General features: G+C 48.4%; 17 protein-coding genes. 15 read left to right on the top strand and 2 right to left on the bottom strand.

What is annotated here, in order from left to right:
* Positions 1–162 precede the first annotated feature (162 nt).
* From ACTNEN_RS05205 to ACTNEN_RS05190, 4 genes are all read left to right on the top strand, one after another.
* The gene (locus ACTNEN_RS05205) at positions 163–1,521 is read left to right on the top strand and encodes an MATE family efflux transporter (protein ID WP_441204987.1); all 1,359 of its coding nucleotides are present in this window, start codon (positions 163–165) and stop codon (positions 1,519–1,521) included.
* 104 nt (positions 1,522–1,625) lie between these two features.
* The gene (locus ACTNEN_RS05200) at positions 1,626–2,210 is read left to right on the top strand and encodes an NUDIX hydrolase (RefSeq protein WP_441204986.1); all 585 of its coding nucleotides are present in this window, start codon (positions 1,626–1,628) and stop codon (positions 2,208–2,210) included.
* Positions 2,211–2,257: 47 nt separating this feature from the next.
* Positions 2,258–3,568: a 6-phosphofructokinase gene (locus ACTNEN_RS05195; protein ID WP_441204985.1), complete on the top strand. Its 1,311-nt coding sequence runs from the start codon at positions 2,258–2,260 to the stop codon at positions 3,566–3,568.
* A gap of 21 nt (positions 3,569–3,589) precedes the next feature.
* Positions 3,590–4,531 carry a diacylglycerol/lipid kinase family protein gene (locus tag ACTNEN_RS05190; protein WP_441204984.1) on the top strand — a complete coding sequence of 314 codons (942 nt, stop codon included), beginning with the start codon at positions 3,590–3,592 and terminating at the stop codon, positions 4,529–4,531.
* 41 nt (positions 4,532–4,572) lie between these two features.
* Here ACTNEN_RS05190 and ACTNEN_RS05185 read toward each other — a convergent pair whose 3' ends face one another.
* Complete coding sequence (locus ACTNEN_RS05185; protein ID WP_441204983.1) at positions 4,573–5,418, bottom strand: hypothetical protein; 846 nt, start codon at positions 5,416–5,418, stop codon at positions 4,573–4,575.
* Between the two features lie 417 nt (positions 5,419–5,835).
* Between ACTNEN_RS05185 and rbr the strand changes: the two genes are divergently transcribed.
* From rbr to ACTNEN_RS05170, 3 genes are all read left to right on the top strand, one after another.
* On the top strand, positions 5,836–6,477 hold the full coding sequence (rbr, locus tag ACTNEN_RS05180; RefSeq protein ID WP_441204982.1) for a rubrerythrin: 642 nt from the start codon (positions 5,836–5,838) through the stop codon (positions 6,475–6,477).
* 174 nt (positions 6,478–6,651) lie between these two features.
* Positions 6,652–6,813: a rubredoxin gene (rd, locus tag ACTNEN_RS05175; RefSeq protein WP_441204981.1), complete on the top strand. Its 162-nt coding sequence runs from the start codon at positions 6,652–6,654 to the stop codon at positions 6,811–6,813.
* A gap of 277 nt (positions 6,814–7,090) precedes the next feature.
* On the top strand, positions 7,091–7,984 hold the full coding sequence (locus ACTNEN_RS05170; RefSeq protein WP_441204980.1) for an SIMPL domain-containing protein: 894 nt from the start codon (positions 7,091–7,093) through the stop codon (positions 7,982–7,984).
* Between the two features lie 6 nt (positions 7,985–7,990).
* Here the strand turns inward: ACTNEN_RS05170 and ACTNEN_RS05165 are convergent, their stop codons facing one another.
* Positions 7,991–8,806, bottom strand: coding sequence for a hypothetical protein (locus ACTNEN_RS05165; protein ID WP_441204979.1), 816 nt, complete (start codon positions 8,804–8,806; stop codon positions 7,991–7,993).
* Between the two features lie 550 nt (positions 8,807–9,356).
* Between ACTNEN_RS05165 and ACTNEN_RS05160 the strand changes: the two genes are divergently transcribed.
* From ACTNEN_RS05160 to ACTNEN_RS05125, 8 genes are all read left to right on the top strand, one after another.
* Complete coding sequence (locus tag ACTNEN_RS05160) at positions 9,357–11,186, top strand: peptide ABC transporter substrate-binding protein (RefSeq protein ID WP_441204978.1); 1,830 nt, start codon at positions 9,357–9,359, stop codon at positions 11,184–11,186.
* Between the two features lie 153 nt (positions 11,187–11,339).
* Complete coding sequence (locus tag ACTNEN_RS05155; protein WP_441204977.1) at positions 11,340–12,275, top strand: ABC transporter permease; 936 nt, start codon at positions 11,340–11,342, stop codon at positions 12,273–12,275.
* 3 nt (positions 12,276–12,278) lie between these two features.
* The gene (locus ACTNEN_RS05150; RefSeq protein ID WP_441204976.1) at positions 12,279–13,247 is read left to right on the top strand and encodes an ABC transporter permease; all 969 of its coding nucleotides are present in this window, start codon (positions 12,279–12,281) and stop codon (positions 13,245–13,247) included.
* A 2-nt stretch (positions 13,248–13,249) separates the two neighbouring features.
* Positions 13,250–14,260 carry an ABC transporter ATP-binding protein gene (locus tag ACTNEN_RS05145; RefSeq protein WP_441204975.1) on the top strand — a complete coding sequence of 337 codons (1,011 nt, stop codon included), beginning with the start codon at positions 13,250–13,252 and terminating at the stop codon, positions 14,258–14,260.
* The gene (locus ACTNEN_RS05140) at positions 14,253–15,212 is read left to right on the top strand and encodes an ABC transporter ATP-binding protein (protein ID WP_441204974.1); all 960 of its coding nucleotides are present in this window, start codon (positions 14,253–14,255) and stop codon (positions 15,210–15,212) included. Before ACTNEN_RS05145 ends, ACTNEN_RS05140 begins: the two co-directional genes overlap by 8 nt.
* A gap of 295 nt (positions 15,213–15,507) precedes the next feature.
* Positions 15,508–15,864, top strand: a complete 357-nt coding sequence (locus ACTNEN_RS05135) for a GntR family transcriptional regulator (protein ID WP_441204973.1) — start codon at positions 15,508–15,510, stop codon at positions 15,862–15,864.
* Positions 15,861–16,766: an ABC transporter ATP-binding protein gene (locus ACTNEN_RS05130; RefSeq protein WP_441204972.1), complete on the top strand. Its 906-nt coding sequence runs from the start codon at positions 15,861–15,863 to the stop codon at positions 16,764–16,766. The genes ACTNEN_RS05135 and ACTNEN_RS05130 overlap by 4 nt, the downstream gene beginning before the upstream one ends.
* Positions 16,738–19,128, top strand: a complete 2,391-nt coding sequence (locus ACTNEN_RS05125) for a DUF6449 domain-containing protein (protein WP_441204971.1) — start codon at positions 16,738–16,740, stop codon at positions 19,126–19,128. Before ACTNEN_RS05130 ends, ACTNEN_RS05125 begins: the two co-directional genes overlap by 29 nt.
* Positions 19,129–19,301: the final 173 nt, after the last annotated feature.

Below are 19,301 nucleotides of genomic sequence, written 5' to 3'. Positions count from 1 at the left end.
AGCATTGCGGCTTTTCCAGGCATTGTCTCACCAATCCTGAGTTGTATTTCGCCTGCTTGTTTTGTACAATGGAGTACATAAAAGCTTATGAAATGCAAGCTTATAAGATGCAAGCTTATGAAATAGAAGCTTGATTTCAGGCTCAATCAAGGTAGCGGTATCATGCAAAAAGTTGATTTTGACAATGGCAATATAAAACAAAATATCTTGAAGACTGCGTTTCCGATGCTGGTTGCACAGGTGCTGAACCTCCTTTACAGTATCGTGGACAGAGTTTATATAGGCAGGATTCCAAACGCAGGTACGCATGCATTGGGCGCGGTAGGACTTTGTTTTCCGATCATTATCATCATCACCGGATTCACAAATATGTTTGGTCTCGGCGGCGCACCGCTTTTTTCCATGCAGCTTGGCAGGAAGGACCATGAGCGGGCAAGAGACATTCAAAATACTGCATTCCGCCTGCTGCTATTGACAGGATTGCTTCTGATGGTAGTCTGTGAGATTTTTGGCAGGAGCCTTCTTGAGATTTTTGGCGCGGGTCCTGATGAACTTGATATTTCCCTTGCGTATCTTAGAATTTACCTATTGGGGACAGTTTTTCTAATGGTTTCAACCGGTATAAATCCCTATATCAATGCGCAGGGATATGCTGCCATCAGTATGCGCTCTGTCATAATCGGCGCTGCCGCCAATTTGATTCTGGATCCGGTTTTTATCTTTAAAGCAGGCATGGGCGTAAAAGGTGCAGCAGTTGCTACGGTGCTGTCACAGTTGCTTTCATTTCTGTATGTCATGCAGTTTCTGGGAAGTACAAAAAACAGCTTCCCTGTCACTCTTAGATTCCGTTTCCCCTATGCGCGGGACATCATCAGTCTTGGCATTGCACCTTTTATCATGCAATTTACCAATTCACTGGTACAGATTGCCTGCAATCAGGTACTGATGCAGTTTGGCGGGACCATCTATGTGTCAGTCATGACCATCGTATCCTCTGTGAGGTCAATCCTGGATGTGCCGGTTTCCGCCGTGACGGAGGGCACATCACCGGTCATCAGCTTTAATTATGGCGCAAGGCGTCCTGCAAATGTAAAAAAGGCGATTAAAATCATGATGTCGCTTGCTTTGCCCTACACATTTCTTGTCTGGCTTCTGATTATGATCAATCCTGGTTTATTTATACGAATCTTCAGCAGCGATGATACGATTATGCAGGATGCCTCCCGCGCACTGCATCTTTATTTTATGGCGTTTATTTTTCAGTCTCTGCAATACAGCGGACAGACGGTATTTAAAGCACTCAATAAGAAAAAACAGGCTATTTTTTTCAGCCTCTTCCGTAAAGTCATACTTGTTGTGCCTCTTACATACATTCTGCCGCATGTGGCGCAGCTTGGGACCGACGGAGTCTTTATGGCCGAGCCTGTCTCCAATCTGATCGGCGGTATTGCATGCTTCTCGGCAATGCTCCTTAGCATCTGGCCGGAGCTTAATGCTATGGACAAAAACCACAGGGTGTAATCCGGCAAAGTATAAGTATAAAAAGAGGTCTGGCAAAGGTGGTAAACGATGAACCAAAACTTTGCGTGACAGGAAACAAAATGTAAAAGCAGAGGGAGCATTTTATGAAGCATAATTTAAAGCCCTGGCAGGTGATCAGCAAAAAAAGAATCGTGGATTCCAAATGGCTTAAGGTCGATGAGGAATCCTGTCTCAATGGCAATGGTGTACTGGTGGATCATTTTTATATTGAGTCCCGACCGGAGTTTGCCCTGATCGTGGCATTTGATCAGGATAAAAATCTGCTGGTCGTGAAGCAGTACCGGCATGGTGTGCAGCATGTCATGACAGAGCTTCCTGCCGGCATGATCGAAATGGATGAGGAGCCGATGCATGCTGCAAAGCGGGAGCTGCTGGAGGAAACCGGGTATGAAGCGGAAGCATGGACGCATCTTTTTGATCTTGCGGAAAATGGTAATGACAGTAATCGTCACGCACACTGCTTTATGGCGTCCGGACTTCATCGGGTGGCGGAGCAGCAGCTGGATGATACCGAGGATCTCACGTATCAGTGGATTCCGTATGACGAGGTGGTCCGGATGCTTAGGACAGGTGAATTTGAGCAGGCCTTTGTGACCGCTGCCATTTACCGGGCAATCGACCGGATGGACCATGAGATGGAGTATCAGACGGATCAGACGAAGCAGTAAAAATACAGGCTGTCTTTTAGGGCAGCAGAATGGAGATAAGGGTCATTATGAAAAAAAATCTGCTTGTTGCGCAGTCGGGCGGACCGACAGCTGCGATAAATGCAACACTTGCCGGGATTATTGAGAGAGCCTTTGAAAATCCTGAGATCGAACATGTTCTGGGTGCGGATTACGGGATACAGGGCGTGCTTCAGGAGCATTTTATCGATCTCTCCGTTAAGATCCCCGAGCTTGCGTTAGCTGAAATTGGCGGCGTGGATCAAAATGGTGAGGTGGATCCGGAGGCACTGGATGGAGGACTCATGCGGATCCTCGACCGTCTCAGCACGACACCGGCGGCGGCACTTGGTTCCTGCAGGTATAAGCTGAAGGACCCGGGAGTAGATCCCTCGGAATTTGAGCGGATCATTGCGATTTTTAAAAAGTATAACATCGGATTCTTTATCTATATCGGCGGTAACGATTCCATGGATACGGTGTGGAAGCTGTCTCAATATATTAAAAGCAAGGGAATCGAGGACATTACGGTAGTTGGGGCACCGAAGACGATTGACAATGATCTCTACGGCATCGACCACTGCCCGGGCTTTGGCTCTGCGGCAAAATATATTGCGACGACAATTTCCGAGCTTGAACGGGAGCTGCTTGTATATGATATGCCATATGTGATCATTGTAGAGATGATGGGCAGGAATGCAGGCTGGCTTACGGCTGCTGCGGCGCTTGCCGAAAATCAGAATGCAAGAGTTCCGTACCTGATCTATCTGGAGGAGGTTCCGTTTGACTTAAATGAATTTATTTCTGATCTCCGTGCTGAGATGTCGGTTCATAAAAATATCATAGTGGCAATTTCCGAGGGCATCCGGGATCGTTCGGATAAGATGATTTGTGATTACGGAGCGGAGAATCGACCGAAGGATGCATTCGGACACGTAATTGCTTCCGGCGCCGGCAAGGTATTGGAGAATGTCGTCAAGAGCAACATTGGCTGCAAGGTGCGGTCAATTGAACTGAATCTCCTGCAGCGCTGCGCGGGGCATCTCCTCTCACGTACGGATATCCGGGAGTCAAGAGCCCTCGGGAAAAATGCCGCGGAGCTTGCATTCGCTGGAAAGAACGGGTGTATGTCGACGCTTCGGCGGATTTCTGCACTTGGAGATGCGGAATATAAGGTTGTGTACGATTCTGTGGACATCAGGGAGGTTGCCAATAAGGAAAAGAAGGTGCCTGAAAAATGGATTTCTTCAGAAGGAAACGGTGTGACGCAGGAGTGCATAAATTATCTTAAGCCGCTGATTCAGGGAGAGCTGTCCTGCGAGTTTGAAGGTGGCATCCCGAAATATGTCGTTTTTCGGTGAGAATAGAAGGAAGATGAGTATATGGAAATCCGAATCGGAGATCGAAAGCTGTTGCTTCTTTATAATGCTTCGGCGGGTACCGGGGTTGCGCGCCGTAATCTATATCAGCTGATCACGCAGTTAGCGGAAAAGGGCTGTGAGACGGTGGCGTATCCGATTCTTCCGAAGCGGGGACTCACCACCGAGCGGATCGTGGAGACGCTCAAGGAGAGGGGACAGCATTTTGATTATATCGCCTGCTGCGGAGGCGATGGAACGTTAAATCATCTTGTCAACGCCCTGATGCAGGCAGGCTGGAACGAGATTCCGGTGCTGTATGTGCCGACGGGGACGACCAATGATTTTGCACGTTCACTGCATATCCCGGGAGACCCGGCACGAAGTGCAGCGTTGCTTGATCACGGGCAGGCTTTCTGTTATGACATCGGACAGTTTGAGAACCGCTATTTCAATTATGTTGCCGCCTTTGGTGCTTTTACGGCAGTGAGCTATGAGACCGACCAGAATATGAAAAATGCCATCGGCTATGCGGCGTACATCCTTACCGGGGTGCTGTCGGCGTCGGATAGTCTCATGTCCCGGATCCATATGCGGATTGAGCATGACGGCATCATTGAGGAGGATGCGTATCTTTTTGGCGCAGTATCCAATACAACCTCGGTTGCGGGCATCAAAAGTCCGGCGCTCTCCAAGGCGGAAATGGACGATGGAATGTTTGAGGTGATCCTCATTAAAGCACCGGATGATCTTAATGATGTGCGGGAAATTCTGCAGAGTCTCGCGCAGGGCAATACGGAGGGTGGATACTTCCGGGTGTTCCGTACGGATGAAGTGCGCTTTGCGGCTGATCAGGAGGTCTCCTGGACACTGGATGGGGAGAATGGAGGCGAGATCGAGTCTGCCGTGGTGCGTGTTGTGCCAAAGGCGGTCCGGATCCTGGTACCGGACCGACGCTTATCGTAATACAACGCATACATGGGAGCACGCCTCATGCTCTGTGGATGCTATCTTGCGCAGACCGGGCAGGCTTTGGTGATCCCATTACGCTCTGCTTCCACGAGGCTGCCGGAGGAGAGATCTTCGCCGTGTACGCGCAGCTTGCTGCAGTCGGCATTCTTATGGTATGTAGTGTCCTCGGGATCCCAATACACGGTCTGGTTGGCAGCCGCAGGAGAGGAGTGGGTCTGCTTATCTGAAGTGGGGCTTCCGTAATTGGCATTGCTGTGCATGTGTCCGGATGGACCATTTGCTTCCTTTTTGGTGCCTCCGGTCACAGTCGGAACGACAGGATCTGTCTTTTTGGAGCCGGTATCGGAAGCATCGGAGGGTGCAGCACTTGCGTTGTCTGACTTACTGCTTTCACTTCCGTTAGTGCCGTCTGCATGATCAATGTGGACTTCATGAACGACTGGCACCGAGGAATCGTGACTGCCGGATGCAGAATTTCGTGCGCTGTTTTTAGAGCGCGCAGAGGATGTCGATCCGGTAGAGCTGCCTCCCGAGGATATAGTTCCGCCGGAGTAGGTGTTTATTGGCGTGGCTGTTGGTGCCATGCCAAGGAAACGGCGGGTCTGCGTGATGCCATGATCCGACCAGGCACCTTCCGGGTCTACGGTAAAGCCGTCTGGCGTTGTAGTGTCAACATAGAGGTAACCGTCCTCGTCAAACGCGTAGCATTGGTAAATGCCGTCACCGTTTCCATCGAGCCACTGCCAGGAGGAAGCAGGCCAGGTGTTGTCATCATTCTGATACCACCATCCGATCTGGTTTTGCTGCCACTGTCCGCCAAATGCAGGTAGGGAGCAGGCAAGACTTAGGAAAATTCCCGGAAGAATCTGCTTTAATTTCATAATAATCTCCATTCCGTCACCATCGGGCGGTGACTTTTTCACCGGCACTTCCGCACAATGGGTTCAAGCTGTAGTACGTTGGTGAGCGGCTTTGAGACGCTAATTTCATACCTCATAGAAGTATTTTAGCATGCTGTGGAGCAGGCTTTATTACGGAGATATTACGGTTTCCAGACTAATATTTTCCGGATTTTATGAAGCATAGAATCATCCGGATTTTGCAAAGTCAAGTCGCTTCAGAGGAATCAAGGCTTGTGGTTGCCGTCATCCCCGACCAAATTTCAATTCTGGCTCAATTTTGCCATAGTAATTTTTCTTGGCTTCCTTTCTTTGATATGTTAAAATATGAAGTGTTATTGAGATACAAGAGCATTGCACGGGCTCTGCAATTGTCATTTGGAACAGGAGGACAAGGATATGAAATATGTATGTAAGGTCTGTGGTTATGTTTATGAAGGCGACGAGCCTCCAAAGGAGTGCCCGAAGTGCCATCAGACCGATGTGTTTGTAGCAGTAAATCCTAAAAATCCGTATGCCGGGACCAAGACAGAAAAAAATCTGTGGGAGGCATTTGCCGGCGAGTCAGAAGCAAGAAATAAGTATACCTACTTTGCTTCTGTTGCTAAAAAAGCAGGCTATGAGCAGATCGCGGCTTTATTTTTAAAGACAGCTGATAATGAAAAGGAGCATGCAAAACTCTGGTTCAAGGCGCTCGGACTTCTGGGTGATACAGCGGAAAACCTTGCTGCTGGTGCTGCAGGCGAGAATTATGAGTGGACTGATATGTATGCCCGTATGGCTAAGGAAGCGGACGAAGAGGGTTTCCATGATCTTGCCAAGCAGTTCCGCGGCGTTGCTGCCATCGAAAAGAGCCATGAGGAGCGCTACAGAAAGCTGCTCCACAATGTAGAGGCGCAGGAAGTCTTTAAAAAGAGCGAGGTTAAGGTTTGGGAATGCCGAAACTGCGGTCATATTGTCGTTGGTACGGAAGCTCCGGAGGTATGTCCGGTATGTAAACATCCGCAGTCGTATTTTGAGATACATGCAGAGAACTATTGATCCTGCGTATGATCTTTTATATGAGGCTTGCTGAAATTAAAATTGCAAATTAATATTAAAATCGACTTTTCAGCTTGCGTAAGGTATAGTAAAAGTAGTACAATGTACATGTAATTTAATTATTGCGGATGTTTCCTATGAGCCAGGCCGCATAACAAAAAAGGAGATTTTACTATGGACAAATACGAGTGCGAGACTTGTGGATATATTTATGATCCGGCTGTTGGTGATCCTGATAATGGCATCGCTCCGGGAACTGCTTTTGAGGATCTTCCAGATGATTGGGTTTGCCCACTCTGCGGTGTAGATAAGAGCATGTTTAAAAAGGTTGACTAAAAGTGTCTATAGGTCTGTTTGATCTTCATACGACAAACGGACAATCGCATAGTATATTTGGCAGGCAGTTTGTCGGGAAGTCTAATCTCCTGATGAACTGCCTGTTTTTTTAAAAAAAGCTGTGACCTGCTGACTACATTTCCGGTCTTATTAAGTGAGATGATCTTGTCCAGGCATTTTGGCGGGATATGTTCAGCAAAAACGATCTTTCTGAGACGAACTTAGTGAGACGTTCTTGTAGAGCGAAATATAATAACATATACTTGGAGGAAAACGTATGAAACGGAATGTAAAATGGATACTTACAACAGGTTTAGCCGGCGCTCTGCTGATGGCTTGCGGCAATAATGCCACGGTGAACACAGGCACCAATACGGAGAACACAACCTCGGTAGCTGCAGGTACAACTGTAACGGAGGAAGGTGGCGCCAAAGGGAGCAGTGCCAAGGAGAGCAGCGTCGCAGAAGACAACGGAGCATCTAATGCGGCAGAGGATACTACTGCAAAAGACAAGACAGATTCATCTGTTTCAATTTCCAAGGACGGTACAGTCACGGTAACGGCATCCGGAACGATTAATGTGGTGCCGGATGTCGCGGAGATCACATTCGGCATATCCTCGGATAATGCGGATCTCAGCCTCGCGCAGGAGGACAACAATACACGGAGCGCACAGGTTAAGAGTACGCTGGAGCAGCTGGGCGTTGATGACAAGGATATTCAGACAACGGATTATTATATCTATCCGCAGTATGATTACAATACGGGCGATGGCAGCCAGATTTCAGGCTACAGCGTGCAACAGACGCTCGTTGTAAAAAATCTTAAGATTGAGGAAGCCGGAAATGTGGTATCCCAATGTGTCTCCGCCGGAATCAATAACATGACAGGCATTAATTATACGTCTTCAAAATATGACGAAACCTATCAGCAGGCACTTGCAGACGCTATGAACAACGCCCGCACCAAAGCGGATGCACTTGCAGCGTCTGTCGGCGGCAAGGTGACAGAGGTGGAGACGATCAACGAGGGATATCAGGACAACAGCCCGGAATACCGGACATTCAGCATGGCGGGAATTGAGAATGCAAAGGCTGCGGATTCGCTCACATTCCAGCCCGGAGAGACCGGAGTAACTGCGACAGTCACTGTGCAGTATAAGATCGGATAACAAGATTTAAGCAAAGCGGGACGTATACATCGCTGCCAGAAGCATAAAGAGGATCAGAAAGCCTGCGATCCACAGGATATGACGGTCAAAAAATAGCCGGATGTCCCTAAGCTTGTTTTCAAGCGGTACATTGCGCTTCTCAAATCGGAGATACAGATCGTCCGAAACACTGCTGAGGGTCTCCTCATCCGGCTGAACCGGCTTTAGCAATTCCTTGAGCGCGGCGGCGTCTTCCGGTGACAGGAAGGGAAGCCTGGACTCCGGGATATGGAGAAGCGTGGAGACTTCTGCCTGTGTAAAATCCATACAGTAAAGCAGGTAGAGCGCCTGTTTCCGGAGGAGCGGCGCCCGCATCAGCGCCCACAGCCGGTCTGTGATTGCAAAGTCCACAGAGGACTCGATCACAGACCGGCTTTTTCTGCGCCGCAGGTGCCGGAGAAAGAAATCATCAATCACGGTATTGCAGTTGGCAAAAAGATGCAGCAGGAGTTCCCGATTTTCTGAGACATACGCTTCTGCTTTTGAATCGGTTAAAGCAGATGCTGCAGGCGTTTGCTCCGCGGGGAACTTTGCCGATGCTACATGTTTCTGTGACTTTATTTCACGGGGATCAGGTATAGAAACCTTTGTGATTTCAGATGGTTTATTGACACTTTTGTCGGTAATTGCATATTTACGGACATTATCGCCTGTATACAGATACGTCTGAAATGCAATGTCCTTTGCGGACGTATCGTTGCAGGAGACAAGGAAAGCATATTGATATACAAAAGTATAGTATCTGTCTAACAAAGCATCAAAATATTTTAAAATTTCACTCATTTAAAACCTCGGTTTTGTGCATATTGTAAATATCTGAATTAGGACTTGGCAATATGTGTCGTTTTATGGTATATATAATAATTGTTAATCTAAAGCAATACTCTATCAGAAATTCATTCAGAACGAAAGTCTCCGTTGCTTTCCATTCGGAAAGAATTTTAGGGCGGAGTTTCATTCATCTGGGGACCTTCCAATGAAGGAGGGCATTTTACCCATCTGAAGCGCTTCCTATGAGAGAGAAATCTCTTGCAGGTTAGAAATTTGTGCGGAAGGATGTGACCGGAATGCATGTTTCAGCAGTTACGGCGGATGCCCTGGCGGCTGGTGCGTTTGCGGCCACTCATTTTAGTATATTGTACTTCAATGTACTAAACTGGTAAACCGGATGCACATACCGGACTCCTGCATACAGTCATGCCGGGGTTGGCTGTCATGTATGTATAGGAACTGACAGCGGATTGTCGTTTTCATATGTGGTAATGAATGGAAGGAATCGTCAGGAAGGATCGATATTGCATTGCGTATTTTACAAAGTAGAAGGAGAGGTTTTATGAAAAAAAGAGCTTTATCCATCGCCCTCGCGATGACCATGGCACTTTCCCTCGCGGCTTGCGGTTCCAGCGGCAGCAGTAGCAGCAGCACCGGAGCAGCAGAGACTACAGGAGCGGCTGCAGAGTCGACAGCGGCAGCAGAGGGCGGAAGCGTTGCAGAAGCTTCAGAGGATCAGGCAGCGATGGCACGTGCTGCTTTCCAGAATCCTAATGAAGGAAAAGGCATTTATCCTGGTACCTCCAAACCTGGTTCTATTACTGCGGAAGTTACCACTATTTCTGTAATGAATCCGATTCTCATGACCTATAACAATGAGTTCTCAGTCGCTCGTCACTGCTGGGATGGACTTGTCAAGCTGGATGCCAACAACAATATTGTGCCGGCAGCAGCAGAGTCCTGGGAGTCTTCTGATGATGGTATGAAGTGGACCTTCCATTTAAGAAAGGATGCCAAGTGGGTAGACAGCACAGGTAAGGAAGTTGCACCGGTTACAGCCAAGGACTTTGTATTTGGCTGGAGTGAGCTCCTGAACCCGCAGAATGCATCAGAGTACTATGCATTCGCAACCATCTTTAAGAATGCGCAGAAATATTATGATTACAAGTCCGGAGCTTCTACTGAGGAAGTGAAGCTTGAGGATGTCGGCATGAAGGCCGTTGATGATTATACCCTCGAGATCGAGCTTGAGAACTATGTACCATACCTGCTTCAGTATCTAAAGTTTGAGGTTATGGCACCGATTTATCAGCCGTTCTATGAGCAGGTTGGTGCAGAGCAGTACGGCAAGAGCCCGGAAAACCTGCTTTACAATGGTCCGTTCTACATGAGCGAGTGGGTAACGGAGAACCGTGTAACTCTTGAGAAAAATCCGCTCTGGAGAGATGCAGACAATGTTCAGGTTAACGAGATCAACTTCGTGAAGTATTCCGACACCAACACCAAGTATAATGCGTTCCTTGGTGGTGAGCTGGATATGATGGATGTGACCGGTGAGCAGAGAGATGCATTCCACGCAGATGACTTTGAGGTAAGCTCTTATGTCGGCGGCTATAGCTACTTTATGTGGATGAATACGACAGACAGCTCGGATTTCCGTTCTGTAAATCTCCGTCATGCGGTTTCTGCTGCTTTGGATCGTCAGCAGCTGATCGATACTGTATTTAAGAACGACAATGAGGTTCCAAAGGCTCTGTCACTTGGTATTTCCGGTGTTAAGACGGATACCTTTGCGGATGCGGTTGTTGCAGCTAACGGCGGCAAGGGACTGTATGATGCCAATGCGGATACAGCCAAGGCAAAGGAATATCTGGATGCTGCACTTAAGGATCTTGGATATACCGATGCTTCTCAGGTCAAGATCAGCCTGATGACCAGTGAAGGTACGCAGAATGAGCTTCTCTCTCAGGTAATCCAGGAGCAGCTGCGTCAGAACCTGGGCATCAACATCAACATCGAGGTGCTGACCATCACCGAGTGGAGAGCTCGTCGTAACTCTCTGAACTTTGACTTCTGCATGGGCGGATGGGGCCCGGATTACAATGATCCGCTGACCGATCTTGAGCTTATGGAGTCAGGCAATGGTAACAACCATACAGGTTATGCTAATCCGGACTATGATGCACTGATCGCTTCTACCAAGACCGAAAAGGATGCTGAGAAGCGTGAGCAGATCTTTGTACAGTGTGAGCAGAAGATCGCCGAGGATCTGCCTGTTATCCCGGTTTACTGGAGACATGAGGATTATGTGGCAAGTGAGAAGTTAAAGGATGGTTACGTTCGTAAGCCGTTCCAGGGCTACTATTTCACTTACACTGAGCTTGCAGAGTAATTTTTGAGGATTTTCCGGCAGTCGGAGATTCCGGCTGCCGGTTCTTTTTTGAAATTCCTGAAGGTTTAGCCATCGGGCATGGAGCGGTCTGTTCCATGCCCGTTACTAAGCTCTCAGATCACGAGAGTTGAATCTTATTTAGGAGGACACATTATGTGGCGCTATACTTTGAAGCGTGTCGGATATGCGGTACTGACGCTGTTTGTGCTGATCACTCTGACATTTTTCATGATGCGGATGCTTCCGGGAGATCCGTTCCTTGGAGATAAGACGGTCACCGGTACAGTTCTTGAAAACATGAAGGCAAAGTACGGTCTGGATAAACCGGTTATCGTACAGTATTTCATGTATATCGGTAATGTGGTAAGGGGAGATCTGGGCACATCCATCACCTATTCCAAACCGGTGCGAGAGCTTATCTCGGAGGCATTTGTTGTTTCTGCGGATCTGGGCGTCCGTGCACTGCTTTTTGCGTTAATCGCAGGTGTGCTGCTCGGCATGGTTGCTGCAGTACGGAGAGGATCTGTCTGGGACTCCATCTCGATGTTTATTGCAATGATCGGTGTTTCGGTACCAAGCTTCATTATGGGCGCGCTGCTGCAGTACTTCCTGGCACTTCAGTTAAGGAAGCTGCTCGGATTTTCTGTCTTCCCGGTACAGGGCTGGGGCACCTTTGCTAAAACACTGCTTCCGTCCTTTGCGCTTGGCTTAAGCTCGCTTGCAACGGTTTCCCGACTGATGCGTACCAGTATGCTGGACGTCCTGAGTCAGGATTATATCAAGACCGCCAAGGCCAAGGGTCTGTCCCAGAAGCAGATTCTGTTCCGGCATACGATCCGTAACGCGATTATGCCGGTTCTAACCATTATGGGTCCGACCGTGGCATCGGTTCTGACCGGTACCTTTGTTATCGAGAGTATCTTTAACATCCCGGGACTTGGCAAGTACTTTGTTATGAGTATCAAGGACCTGGATTACATGATGATTTCCGGAACGACGATTTTCTACGGTGGTCTGCTGGTGGTATGTACCCTGGTAGTAGATCTCCTGTATGGTCTCATCGATCCGAGAGTAAAGCTGGAGGCATAAGCAATGGAAGAAAATACAGTAATGCATATTGATGCGTCGGAGTTCCAGCATGTCGGGGTATCGGAGAGAGACCGGGAGTCGATTACAAGACCGAGCCTTACCTTTTTCCAGGATGCGGTGCGGAGACTTGTTAAAAACCGGGTTGCGATGTTCTGCCTCGTGATTCTGTTTATCATGGTTCTTTTTTCCGTGTTTGCGCCGATGCTGTCACCATTTGACTATCGTGAACAGCACTACAGTCATATCAATGCACCTATGTTTACAGTTTGCAATGAGCCGGGGGTAAAGGGCACGGGCCATATGCACATTTTCGGTACCGACACACTTGGCAGAGATATTTTTACCCGCTGCTGGATGGGAGGCCGTGTTTCTCTTACGATCGCGGTTGTCAGTGCGCTGGTTGACCTTGTTCTCGGCGCTATCTACGGCGGTATTTCCGGTTACTTCGGTGGCACAACGGATATCATTATGATGCGAATATTGGAGATCATCAACGGTATCCCTTACCTTATTATTGTTATCCTGCTGATGATGGTCCTGAAGCCGGGTATGATGACGATCATCGTGGCATATTCGCTTGTCGGATGGATCCCGATGGCGCGTCTGGTTCGTGGACAGATTGTAGCATTAAAGGAGCAGGAGTTTGTTACGGCGGCGCTGGCGCTTGGTGCAAGTCCGTCCAGAATCATTGCAAAGCACCTGATCCCCAATACCTTGTCCGTAATGATCGTACGTGTTACACTTGCGATTCCTTCCGCGATTTTCTCCGAGGCATACTTAAGCTATGTAGGTCTTGGCGTACAGCTGCCGATGTGCTCCTGGGGTTCGCTTGCGCAGCTTGGTATTGAGAACTTCCGTATTTATCCGTCTCAGCTGATGATTCCAGCGGTCTGCATTTCCCTGACCATGCTGGCCTTCAACCTGTTTGGTGACGGTCTGAGAGACGCATTTGATCCGAAGTTGAGGAGGTAATCATGGGCAAGAGATTATTGGATATAGAAAACTTAAAGGTATCCTTTTTTACCTATGCAGGTGAGGTACAGGCAGTAAGAGGCGTATCCCTGCATGTGGATGAGGGTGAGGTGCTGGCAATCGTAGGAGAGTCCGGCTGCGGCAAGTCTGTAACGGCACAGACGATTATGAAGCTTAACCCGATGCCGCCTGCCAAAATCATGGATGGTTCGATTACACTGGATGGCAAAGACATTGTACATGCTTCCGAAAAGGAGATGCAGAGCATCCGTGGCAAGGAAGTCTCGATGATTTTCCAGGATCCGATGACCTGCATGAACCCGACAATGACGGTCGGAAAGCAGATCGTGGAGACTATGGGACTGCACAAAAAGATGAGCCGTCAGGAGGCAATGGCAGAGGCTGTCAAATGTCTCCGACAGGTAAATATCCCAAACCCGGAGGAGCGTGCAAAGCAGTATCCGCATGAATTTTCCGGTGGTATGCGGCAGAGAGCCATGATTGCGATGGCGCTGTCCTGCAATCCCAAGCTTCTGATTGCCGATGAGCCGACAACTGCACTGGACGTTACGATCCAGGCGCAGATCATGGATCTCTTAAAAAACATTCAGAAGGAATTAAAGACTGCCATCATCCTGATCACGCATGATCTTGGTGTTGTTGCCGGATCCGCGGACCGTGTTGCCGTTATGTATGCCGGCAAGGTGATGGAGAGCGGTACTACGGATCAGATCTTTTATAATCCTAAGCATCCGTATACAAGAGCACTCTTAAAGAGCCTGCCGTCTCCGGAAACAACAAAGGATGAGGAGCTGATTGCGATCCCTGGCACACCGCCTGATCTTTTGAATCCTCCCAAGGGCTGCGGCTTTGCGGCAAGATGCGAGAAGTGCATGAAGATCTGTCAGGAGAAGCTGCCTCCGGAATTTATGGTAGAGGATGGTCATACGGCAAGCTGCTGGCTGCTTCATCCGGACTGCCCTAAGGAAGAGAGGGGAAAAGATCATGAGTAAAGATGTATTGATTAAAGCAGAGCATATCTGCAAATATTTCCGCGTCAGCGGCGGTCGTTCCCTGCATGCAGTGGAGGATGTCAATCTGGAAATCTATCGCGGTGAAACGCTTGGACTTGTAGGAGAGTCCGGCTGTGGTAAATCCACTCTCGGTCGTACCGTTATGGGGATTTACAAGCCAACCAAGGGAAAGCTGTATTATGATGGCAAGGAGCTTGATCTCCACTCCACCAAGGCACGCTTTGATTTTACAAAAAAGGCACAGATCATTTTTCAGGATCCGTATGCATCGCTTGACTCCAGAATGACGGTTGGTTCCATCATTGAGGAGGGTATGGAAATCCATAACATGTATGATGCCAGGCGCCGTAAGGAGCGCGTCGGTGAGCTGCTGAAAACCGTTGGCCTTAACAGTGAGCATGCAAGCCGTTTCCCGCATGAGTTTTCCGGCGGTCAGCGTCAGAGAATCGGTATCGCAAGAGCCCTTGCCATCGAGCCTGAGTTTATTGTCTGCGATGAGCCGATTTCCGCTCTGGATGTTTCGATTCAGGCACAGGTTATCAACCTCCTCCGGGATCTGCAGAAGGAGATGAACCTGACGTATCTCTTTATTGCGCATGACCTTAACATTGTAAAGTACATTTCAGATCGTATTGCAGTAATGTATCTCGGCTCTATTATGGAGCTTGCGTCCAGTGATGAGCTTTACCGGGAGACACTGCATCCATACTCTCAGGGCTTGCTCGCGGCGGTGCCGATTCCGGATCCTAAGAAGGAAAACGATAAAACGCACGAGATCATCTCCGGAGATATCCCGAGTCCGATCAATAAGCCAAAGGGATGTCCCTTTAATACCAGATGTCCTAAAGCCTGCGATATCTGCCGTCAGGAGGTGCCTGCTCTCCGAGAGGTTCGCCCGGAGCACTACGTTGCCTGCCATCTTGTGAAGTGATACTGGGCATTGTCCATCCAGTTTGTCTCTATAGATTGCCATATTATGCAGCCTGCGATTTGGCGAAGTGATTATGGACTGTAAATTGAATCTGTACTGTTAAAATTCATCCGATCAGCCTGTTTCAGGGCAGATCGGATGAATTTTTTGTCTTGTATCTTAACCTGAAGGGAAGTTATGTAAATCCCTTGACATTATACTCCAACTGTACTAATATGTATAATACAGATAATACATACAGTACACTATATTTCGCTATTCATCAATCAAACTTTATCAAAGGAGGAATCGGCGGATGGAAATCAACTATCGGGACAGCCGTCCGATTTATGAGCAGATTGTCGAGCAGTTTAAGCTGCTGATCCTGAAGGGCATTCTGCTTCCGGAAGAACAGCTGCCTTCGGTTCGGAGTCTTGCAATGGAGCTTTCCACCAATCCAAACACAGTGCAGAAGGCATATCAGGAGCTTGAATATCAGGGATATACGTATTCGGTCAAAGGACGAGGGAGCTTTGTCCGTGCCGACCAGTCCCTGCGCAAAAACAAAATCCTGGAATTAAGACAAAGAATCGACGAAATCCGGAAAGAGGCTCAGGAACTGGATATTACGATGGAAGAACTGGGAGTCATTATGAAAGAGGACAAGCTATGATTGAGATTACTAAGCTTGAGAAGTCCTTTGATGCTGTGCAGGCGTTAAAGGGTATCTCTATGAAGATTCAGGAACAGCAGGTATTTGGACTTGTCGGAACCAATGGCGCGGGTAAAAGTACTTTGATGCGGATTATGAGCGGCGTGCTCCGGCAGGATCGGGGCGAGGTGCTGATTGATGGAAGAGTAGTTTATGATCATCCCGAGACGAAGCAGGAGCTCTTTTTTATACCGGATGAGCCATGGTTTTTCCGCAATGCTTCAGCTGAAGAAATGCAAGGCTACTACAGTAAAATTTATCCAGAGTTTGATATAGCGCGCTGCAAAAAGCTGATCGGTAATTTCGGTCTGGATCCGAAGCGTCAGATCGAAACCTTTTCCAAAGGTATGAAAAAGCAGCTTGCAGTGATACTTGGTATTTCCGCAGGGACACGTTATCTTTTCTGTGATGAAACCTTTGACGGACTGGATCCTGTGATGCGGCAGAGTGTCAAGAGCCTGCTTGCTGAGGATATGATGAATCGCGGACTGACACCGGTCATTGCATCTCATAACCTGCGGGAGCTTGAGGACATCTGCGATCATGTGGGATTACTCCATCAGGGAGGCATTCTCCTGTCGGAGGACCTCATGGATATGAAGCTCGGGATCCAGAAGGTGCAGTGCGTATTCCGTGAGGAGGCGGATGCCCAAAGAGCGCTTGAGGGACTTACGGTGCTGAATCATCAGAAAATCGGGCGTGTGCATACGATTACGGTCCGGGGAGATCGGGAAACCGTAGAAAATCACTTCCGGGGAGTGGAGACCCTGCTGTTTGAGATTTTGCCGCTTACCCTTGAAGAAATATTTATCAGTGAAACGGAGGTAGCTGGATATGACATCAAAAATATCATTCTTTCCTGAGGTCCGGGAAATGCTGCACCGCCGGCATTGGCCGCTGGCACTTTGCCTCCTTACGCTCAGCCTGTATTTTGGACTTGGTGTATTTTTTTCGGTAAGCTCTGTACAGAATCAATATGCAGACATTCCCATAGAGGGTTCAACGCTTCTCGCATCCAAGGTAGCGGCAGCATCGGACATCCTGGGAGGCGGCAGCCCGGTTGCGTTCTTTGTCTGTATTCTGGCAGTGGTGCTTTCCATGCAGGGCTTTGCCTGGCTTCACAACAGACGGGAAATTGACTTTTTTGAGAGTCAGCCTGTTTCCAGAAGCAAACGCTTTGCAGCAGTGTATGTGAGCAGCGTGCTTATCTTTGTTTTGAGCTATGCGATTGCGCTGCTGATCGGTCTTTTGGCAGCACTCGGCATGCAGAGTCTGACTACAGAGCTTTTGCTGGAAGCGCTTTATACGTTTTTGCGCTGCTTCATCCTGTATCTTGGGATGTTCAGTGTGGCGGCTCTTGCAATGATGCTCACCGGAAATATTATCATAGCCCTGCTTGCCAACGGATTTCTGCTTGCCTATGAATTTTTCATGAGACTCCTGCTGACAGGTTACAGTGCAGCATTGTTTCCGCTTGTAGCCGGCGAGGATGCATTTTCCTACCCGAAGCTCTCGCCGATCTGCTGGTATATTGTAGGCACAGACAAATACCCGGGCACTACGGTGGGTAGCTATAAAGGAACACTTAGATTCATAGAGCTTAAGAAGTGGATCGCGGCGGCAGCACCTGCGGACATAAAAGGGTTTCTTCTGGCGATTGCCGTGACGATCCTTGCATTTTGTGCATATCGGGTCCGTAAAAACGAGTCTGCCGGTACCGCAGTCGTATTCCGTCCGGTCCGGATTGCCGTAAAGATCATGACTGCTGTGCTGATCTCGCTTGCTGCGGCATTACTTACCATTGAGATTCTGGGCGGCACCAGGACCAAGACATTTGCAGCAGCCATCCTGATGATGGCGTTAGCAGTGGTGGTGATCTCCGGCATTATGGAGATCATCTACACCTATAATTTTAAAGCGGCGTTCCGGCATATCCCGGAGATGGCAGCGGGGATTTTGATCTCGCTCGGAATTTTTGGCTTTTACGCAATGGACCCGGCAGGGATTAACCGCTATGTTCCGGAGCTTTCCGAGCTTCAGAGCGTTGCGATGTATCCAAGATATAACCTGACAAGCGACCGGATGGACGCAGACGGGCTCAGTTCGCAGAAGGAGTCAGACTGGTTCGCAGACAGGATGCAGCTTCCGGATCCCGAGGCTGCGCTTGAACTTGCCAGAACCGGCATGCAGTATACAATGGATCATAATTACGTCAGGTCTAATGTTTACGATGTCAACGGATACAACATGCAGATCGTGTATACACTTAAAAACGGCAAGCGGGTTTCACGGGTATTCTCGCTTCCGGGAGATGTGAATACTTCTCTTATGGACAGGATCGTTGGCTCCCGGGAATATCAGAATGCCATGTACCAGCTCTCGGAGGATGAGATGAGCTTCCACCCGGGAGATGCGTGGACGGTTAGTCTTAGCTATCAGTCCAACACCAGCGACTATAAGGACATACGTCTCGACAGAGAGGCGCTTGCACGACTGCGCGAGGCATACCTTAAGGATCTGGAAATGTATAATTTCACATTTGCGCATGATCACTACGTGGATGGTCAGATTCACCTTGAATATCAGGATTCTGAGTATAACGAGGAGGAAAACTTTAACGAGCAGCACTCTGCGAGCTTATATCTTGATGTATACCCGGAGTATGAAAATACGGTTGCTGTGCTCAAGGAGCTTGGCGTTTATAGTAAAAATACACCAGAGCTGTCAGAGATAGCATATGCACAGGTAGTTAGCTACAGCAAGGAAGGGGATCAGGAGCTTAAGGAGCTTGGGATTTCCGAAGCTTTGGCGGCTGACGACATAGATCTGAATCCGGTTAACGGGGTAGAGAAGCAGAATACGCAGACGGAGAATCAGACCAGCGGCGACGAGAAACATAGTCAGGGTATTACAAATCAGGACGAGCCGTACGCAGATCAAAGTAGTGGGGGCATTGGCGCTGCAGACATAAACGAAGATAAAATCGGTTTAGATGGCAGTGATTTGGATATGAATGCGGATCAAGGCAGCATTAATATTAAAATTACAGATCTGAGTGAGATCCAGAAGCTTCTTGAACGCGCGGTATCCGAGGACTATGACGGCAGATACCATACGGGAGACCAGTTTGTCTCAGCTTCACTCTATGTAACGACCAGGGAGCAGGCAGCGCATGCGAATGCAGGTGATGCGGCAGGCACGTATGCTTACCGGATTGTGAAATGAGCCGGGGTTCTTAGCTGTTTTAGGACCTGGAATGCTTATTCATTTTAGCCGGTGAAAATAAATAGGATGAATCCAGATAGAGACACTTCATGAGAGATTTTGAAGTGTCTCTATCTTTTTATAGTGTTTTACTAGGAATTAACCTTTTTTTCTGCTATGTTATGTAATGTAGT

It is taken from the genome of Oribacterium sp. HCP28S3_H8 (assembly GCF_052064775.1).
In the GTDB taxonomy this organism is placed as follows: Bacteria; Bacillota; Clostridia; order Lachnospirales; family Lachnospiraceae; genus Oribacterium.
Note: the sequence above shows the minus strand (reverse complement) of the source record. Positions and strands in the feature narration are given on the sequence as shown.

Coding starts and splice junctions, on each gene's coding strand:
- ACTNEN_RS05205 (WP_441204987.1), top strand. CDS start 163: ATGCAAAAAGTTGATTTTGACAATGGCAATATAAAACAAAATATCTTG.
- ACTNEN_RS05200 (WP_441204986.1), top strand. CDS start 1,626: ATGAAGCATAATTTAAAGCCCTGGCAGGTGATCAGCAAAAAAAGAATC.
- ACTNEN_RS05195 (WP_441204985.1), top strand. CDS start 2,258: ATGAAAAAAAATCTGCTTGTTGCGCAGTCGGGCGGACCGACAGCTGCG.
- ACTNEN_RS05190 (WP_441204984.1), top strand. CDS start 3,590: ATGGAAATCCGAATCGGAGATCGAAAGCTGTTGCTTCTTTATAATGCT.
- ACTNEN_RS05185 (WP_441204983.1), bottom strand. CDS start 5,418: ATGAAATTAAAGCAGATTCTTCCGGGAATTTTCCTAAGTCTTGCCTGC.
- rbr (WP_441204982.1), top strand. CDS start 5,836: ATGAAATATGTATGTAAGGTCTGTGGTTATGTTTATGAAGGCGACGAG.
- rd (WP_441204981.1), top strand. CDS start 6,652: ATGGACAAATACGAGTGCGAGACTTGTGGATATATTTATGATCCGGCT.
- ACTNEN_RS05170 (WP_441204980.1), top strand. CDS start 7,091: ATGAAACGGAATGTAAAATGGATACTTACAACAGGTTTAGCCGGCGCT.
- ACTNEN_RS05165 (WP_441204979.1), bottom strand. CDS start 8,806: ATGAGTGAAATTTTAAAATATTTTGATGCTTTGTTAGACAGATACTAT.
- ACTNEN_RS05160 (WP_441204978.1), top strand. CDS start 9,357: ATGAAAAAAAGAGCTTTATCCATCGCCCTCGCGATGACCATGGCACTT.
- ACTNEN_RS05155 (WP_441204977.1), top strand. CDS start 11,340: ATGTGGCGCTATACTTTGAAGCGTGTCGGATATGCGGTACTGACGCTG.
- ACTNEN_RS05150 (WP_441204976.1), top strand. CDS start 12,279: ATGGAAGAAAATACAGTAATGCATATTGATGCGTCGGAGTTCCAGCAT.
- ACTNEN_RS05145 (WP_441204975.1), top strand. CDS start 13,250: ATGGGCAAGAGATTATTGGATATAGAAAACTTAAAGGTATCCTTTTTT.
- ACTNEN_RS05140 (WP_441204974.1), top strand. CDS start 14,253: ATGAGTAAAGATGTATTGATTAAAGCAGAGCATATCTGCAAATATTTC.
- ACTNEN_RS05135 (WP_441204973.1), top strand. CDS start 15,508: ATGGAAATCAACTATCGGGACAGCCGTCCGATTTATGAGCAGATTGTC.
- ACTNEN_RS05130 (WP_441204972.1), top strand. CDS start 15,861: ATGATTGAGATTACTAAGCTTGAGAAGTCCTTTGATGCTGTGCAGGCG.
- ACTNEN_RS05125 (WP_441204971.1), top strand. CDS start 16,738: ATGACATCAAAAATATCATTCTTTCCTGAGGTCCGGGAAATGCTGCAC.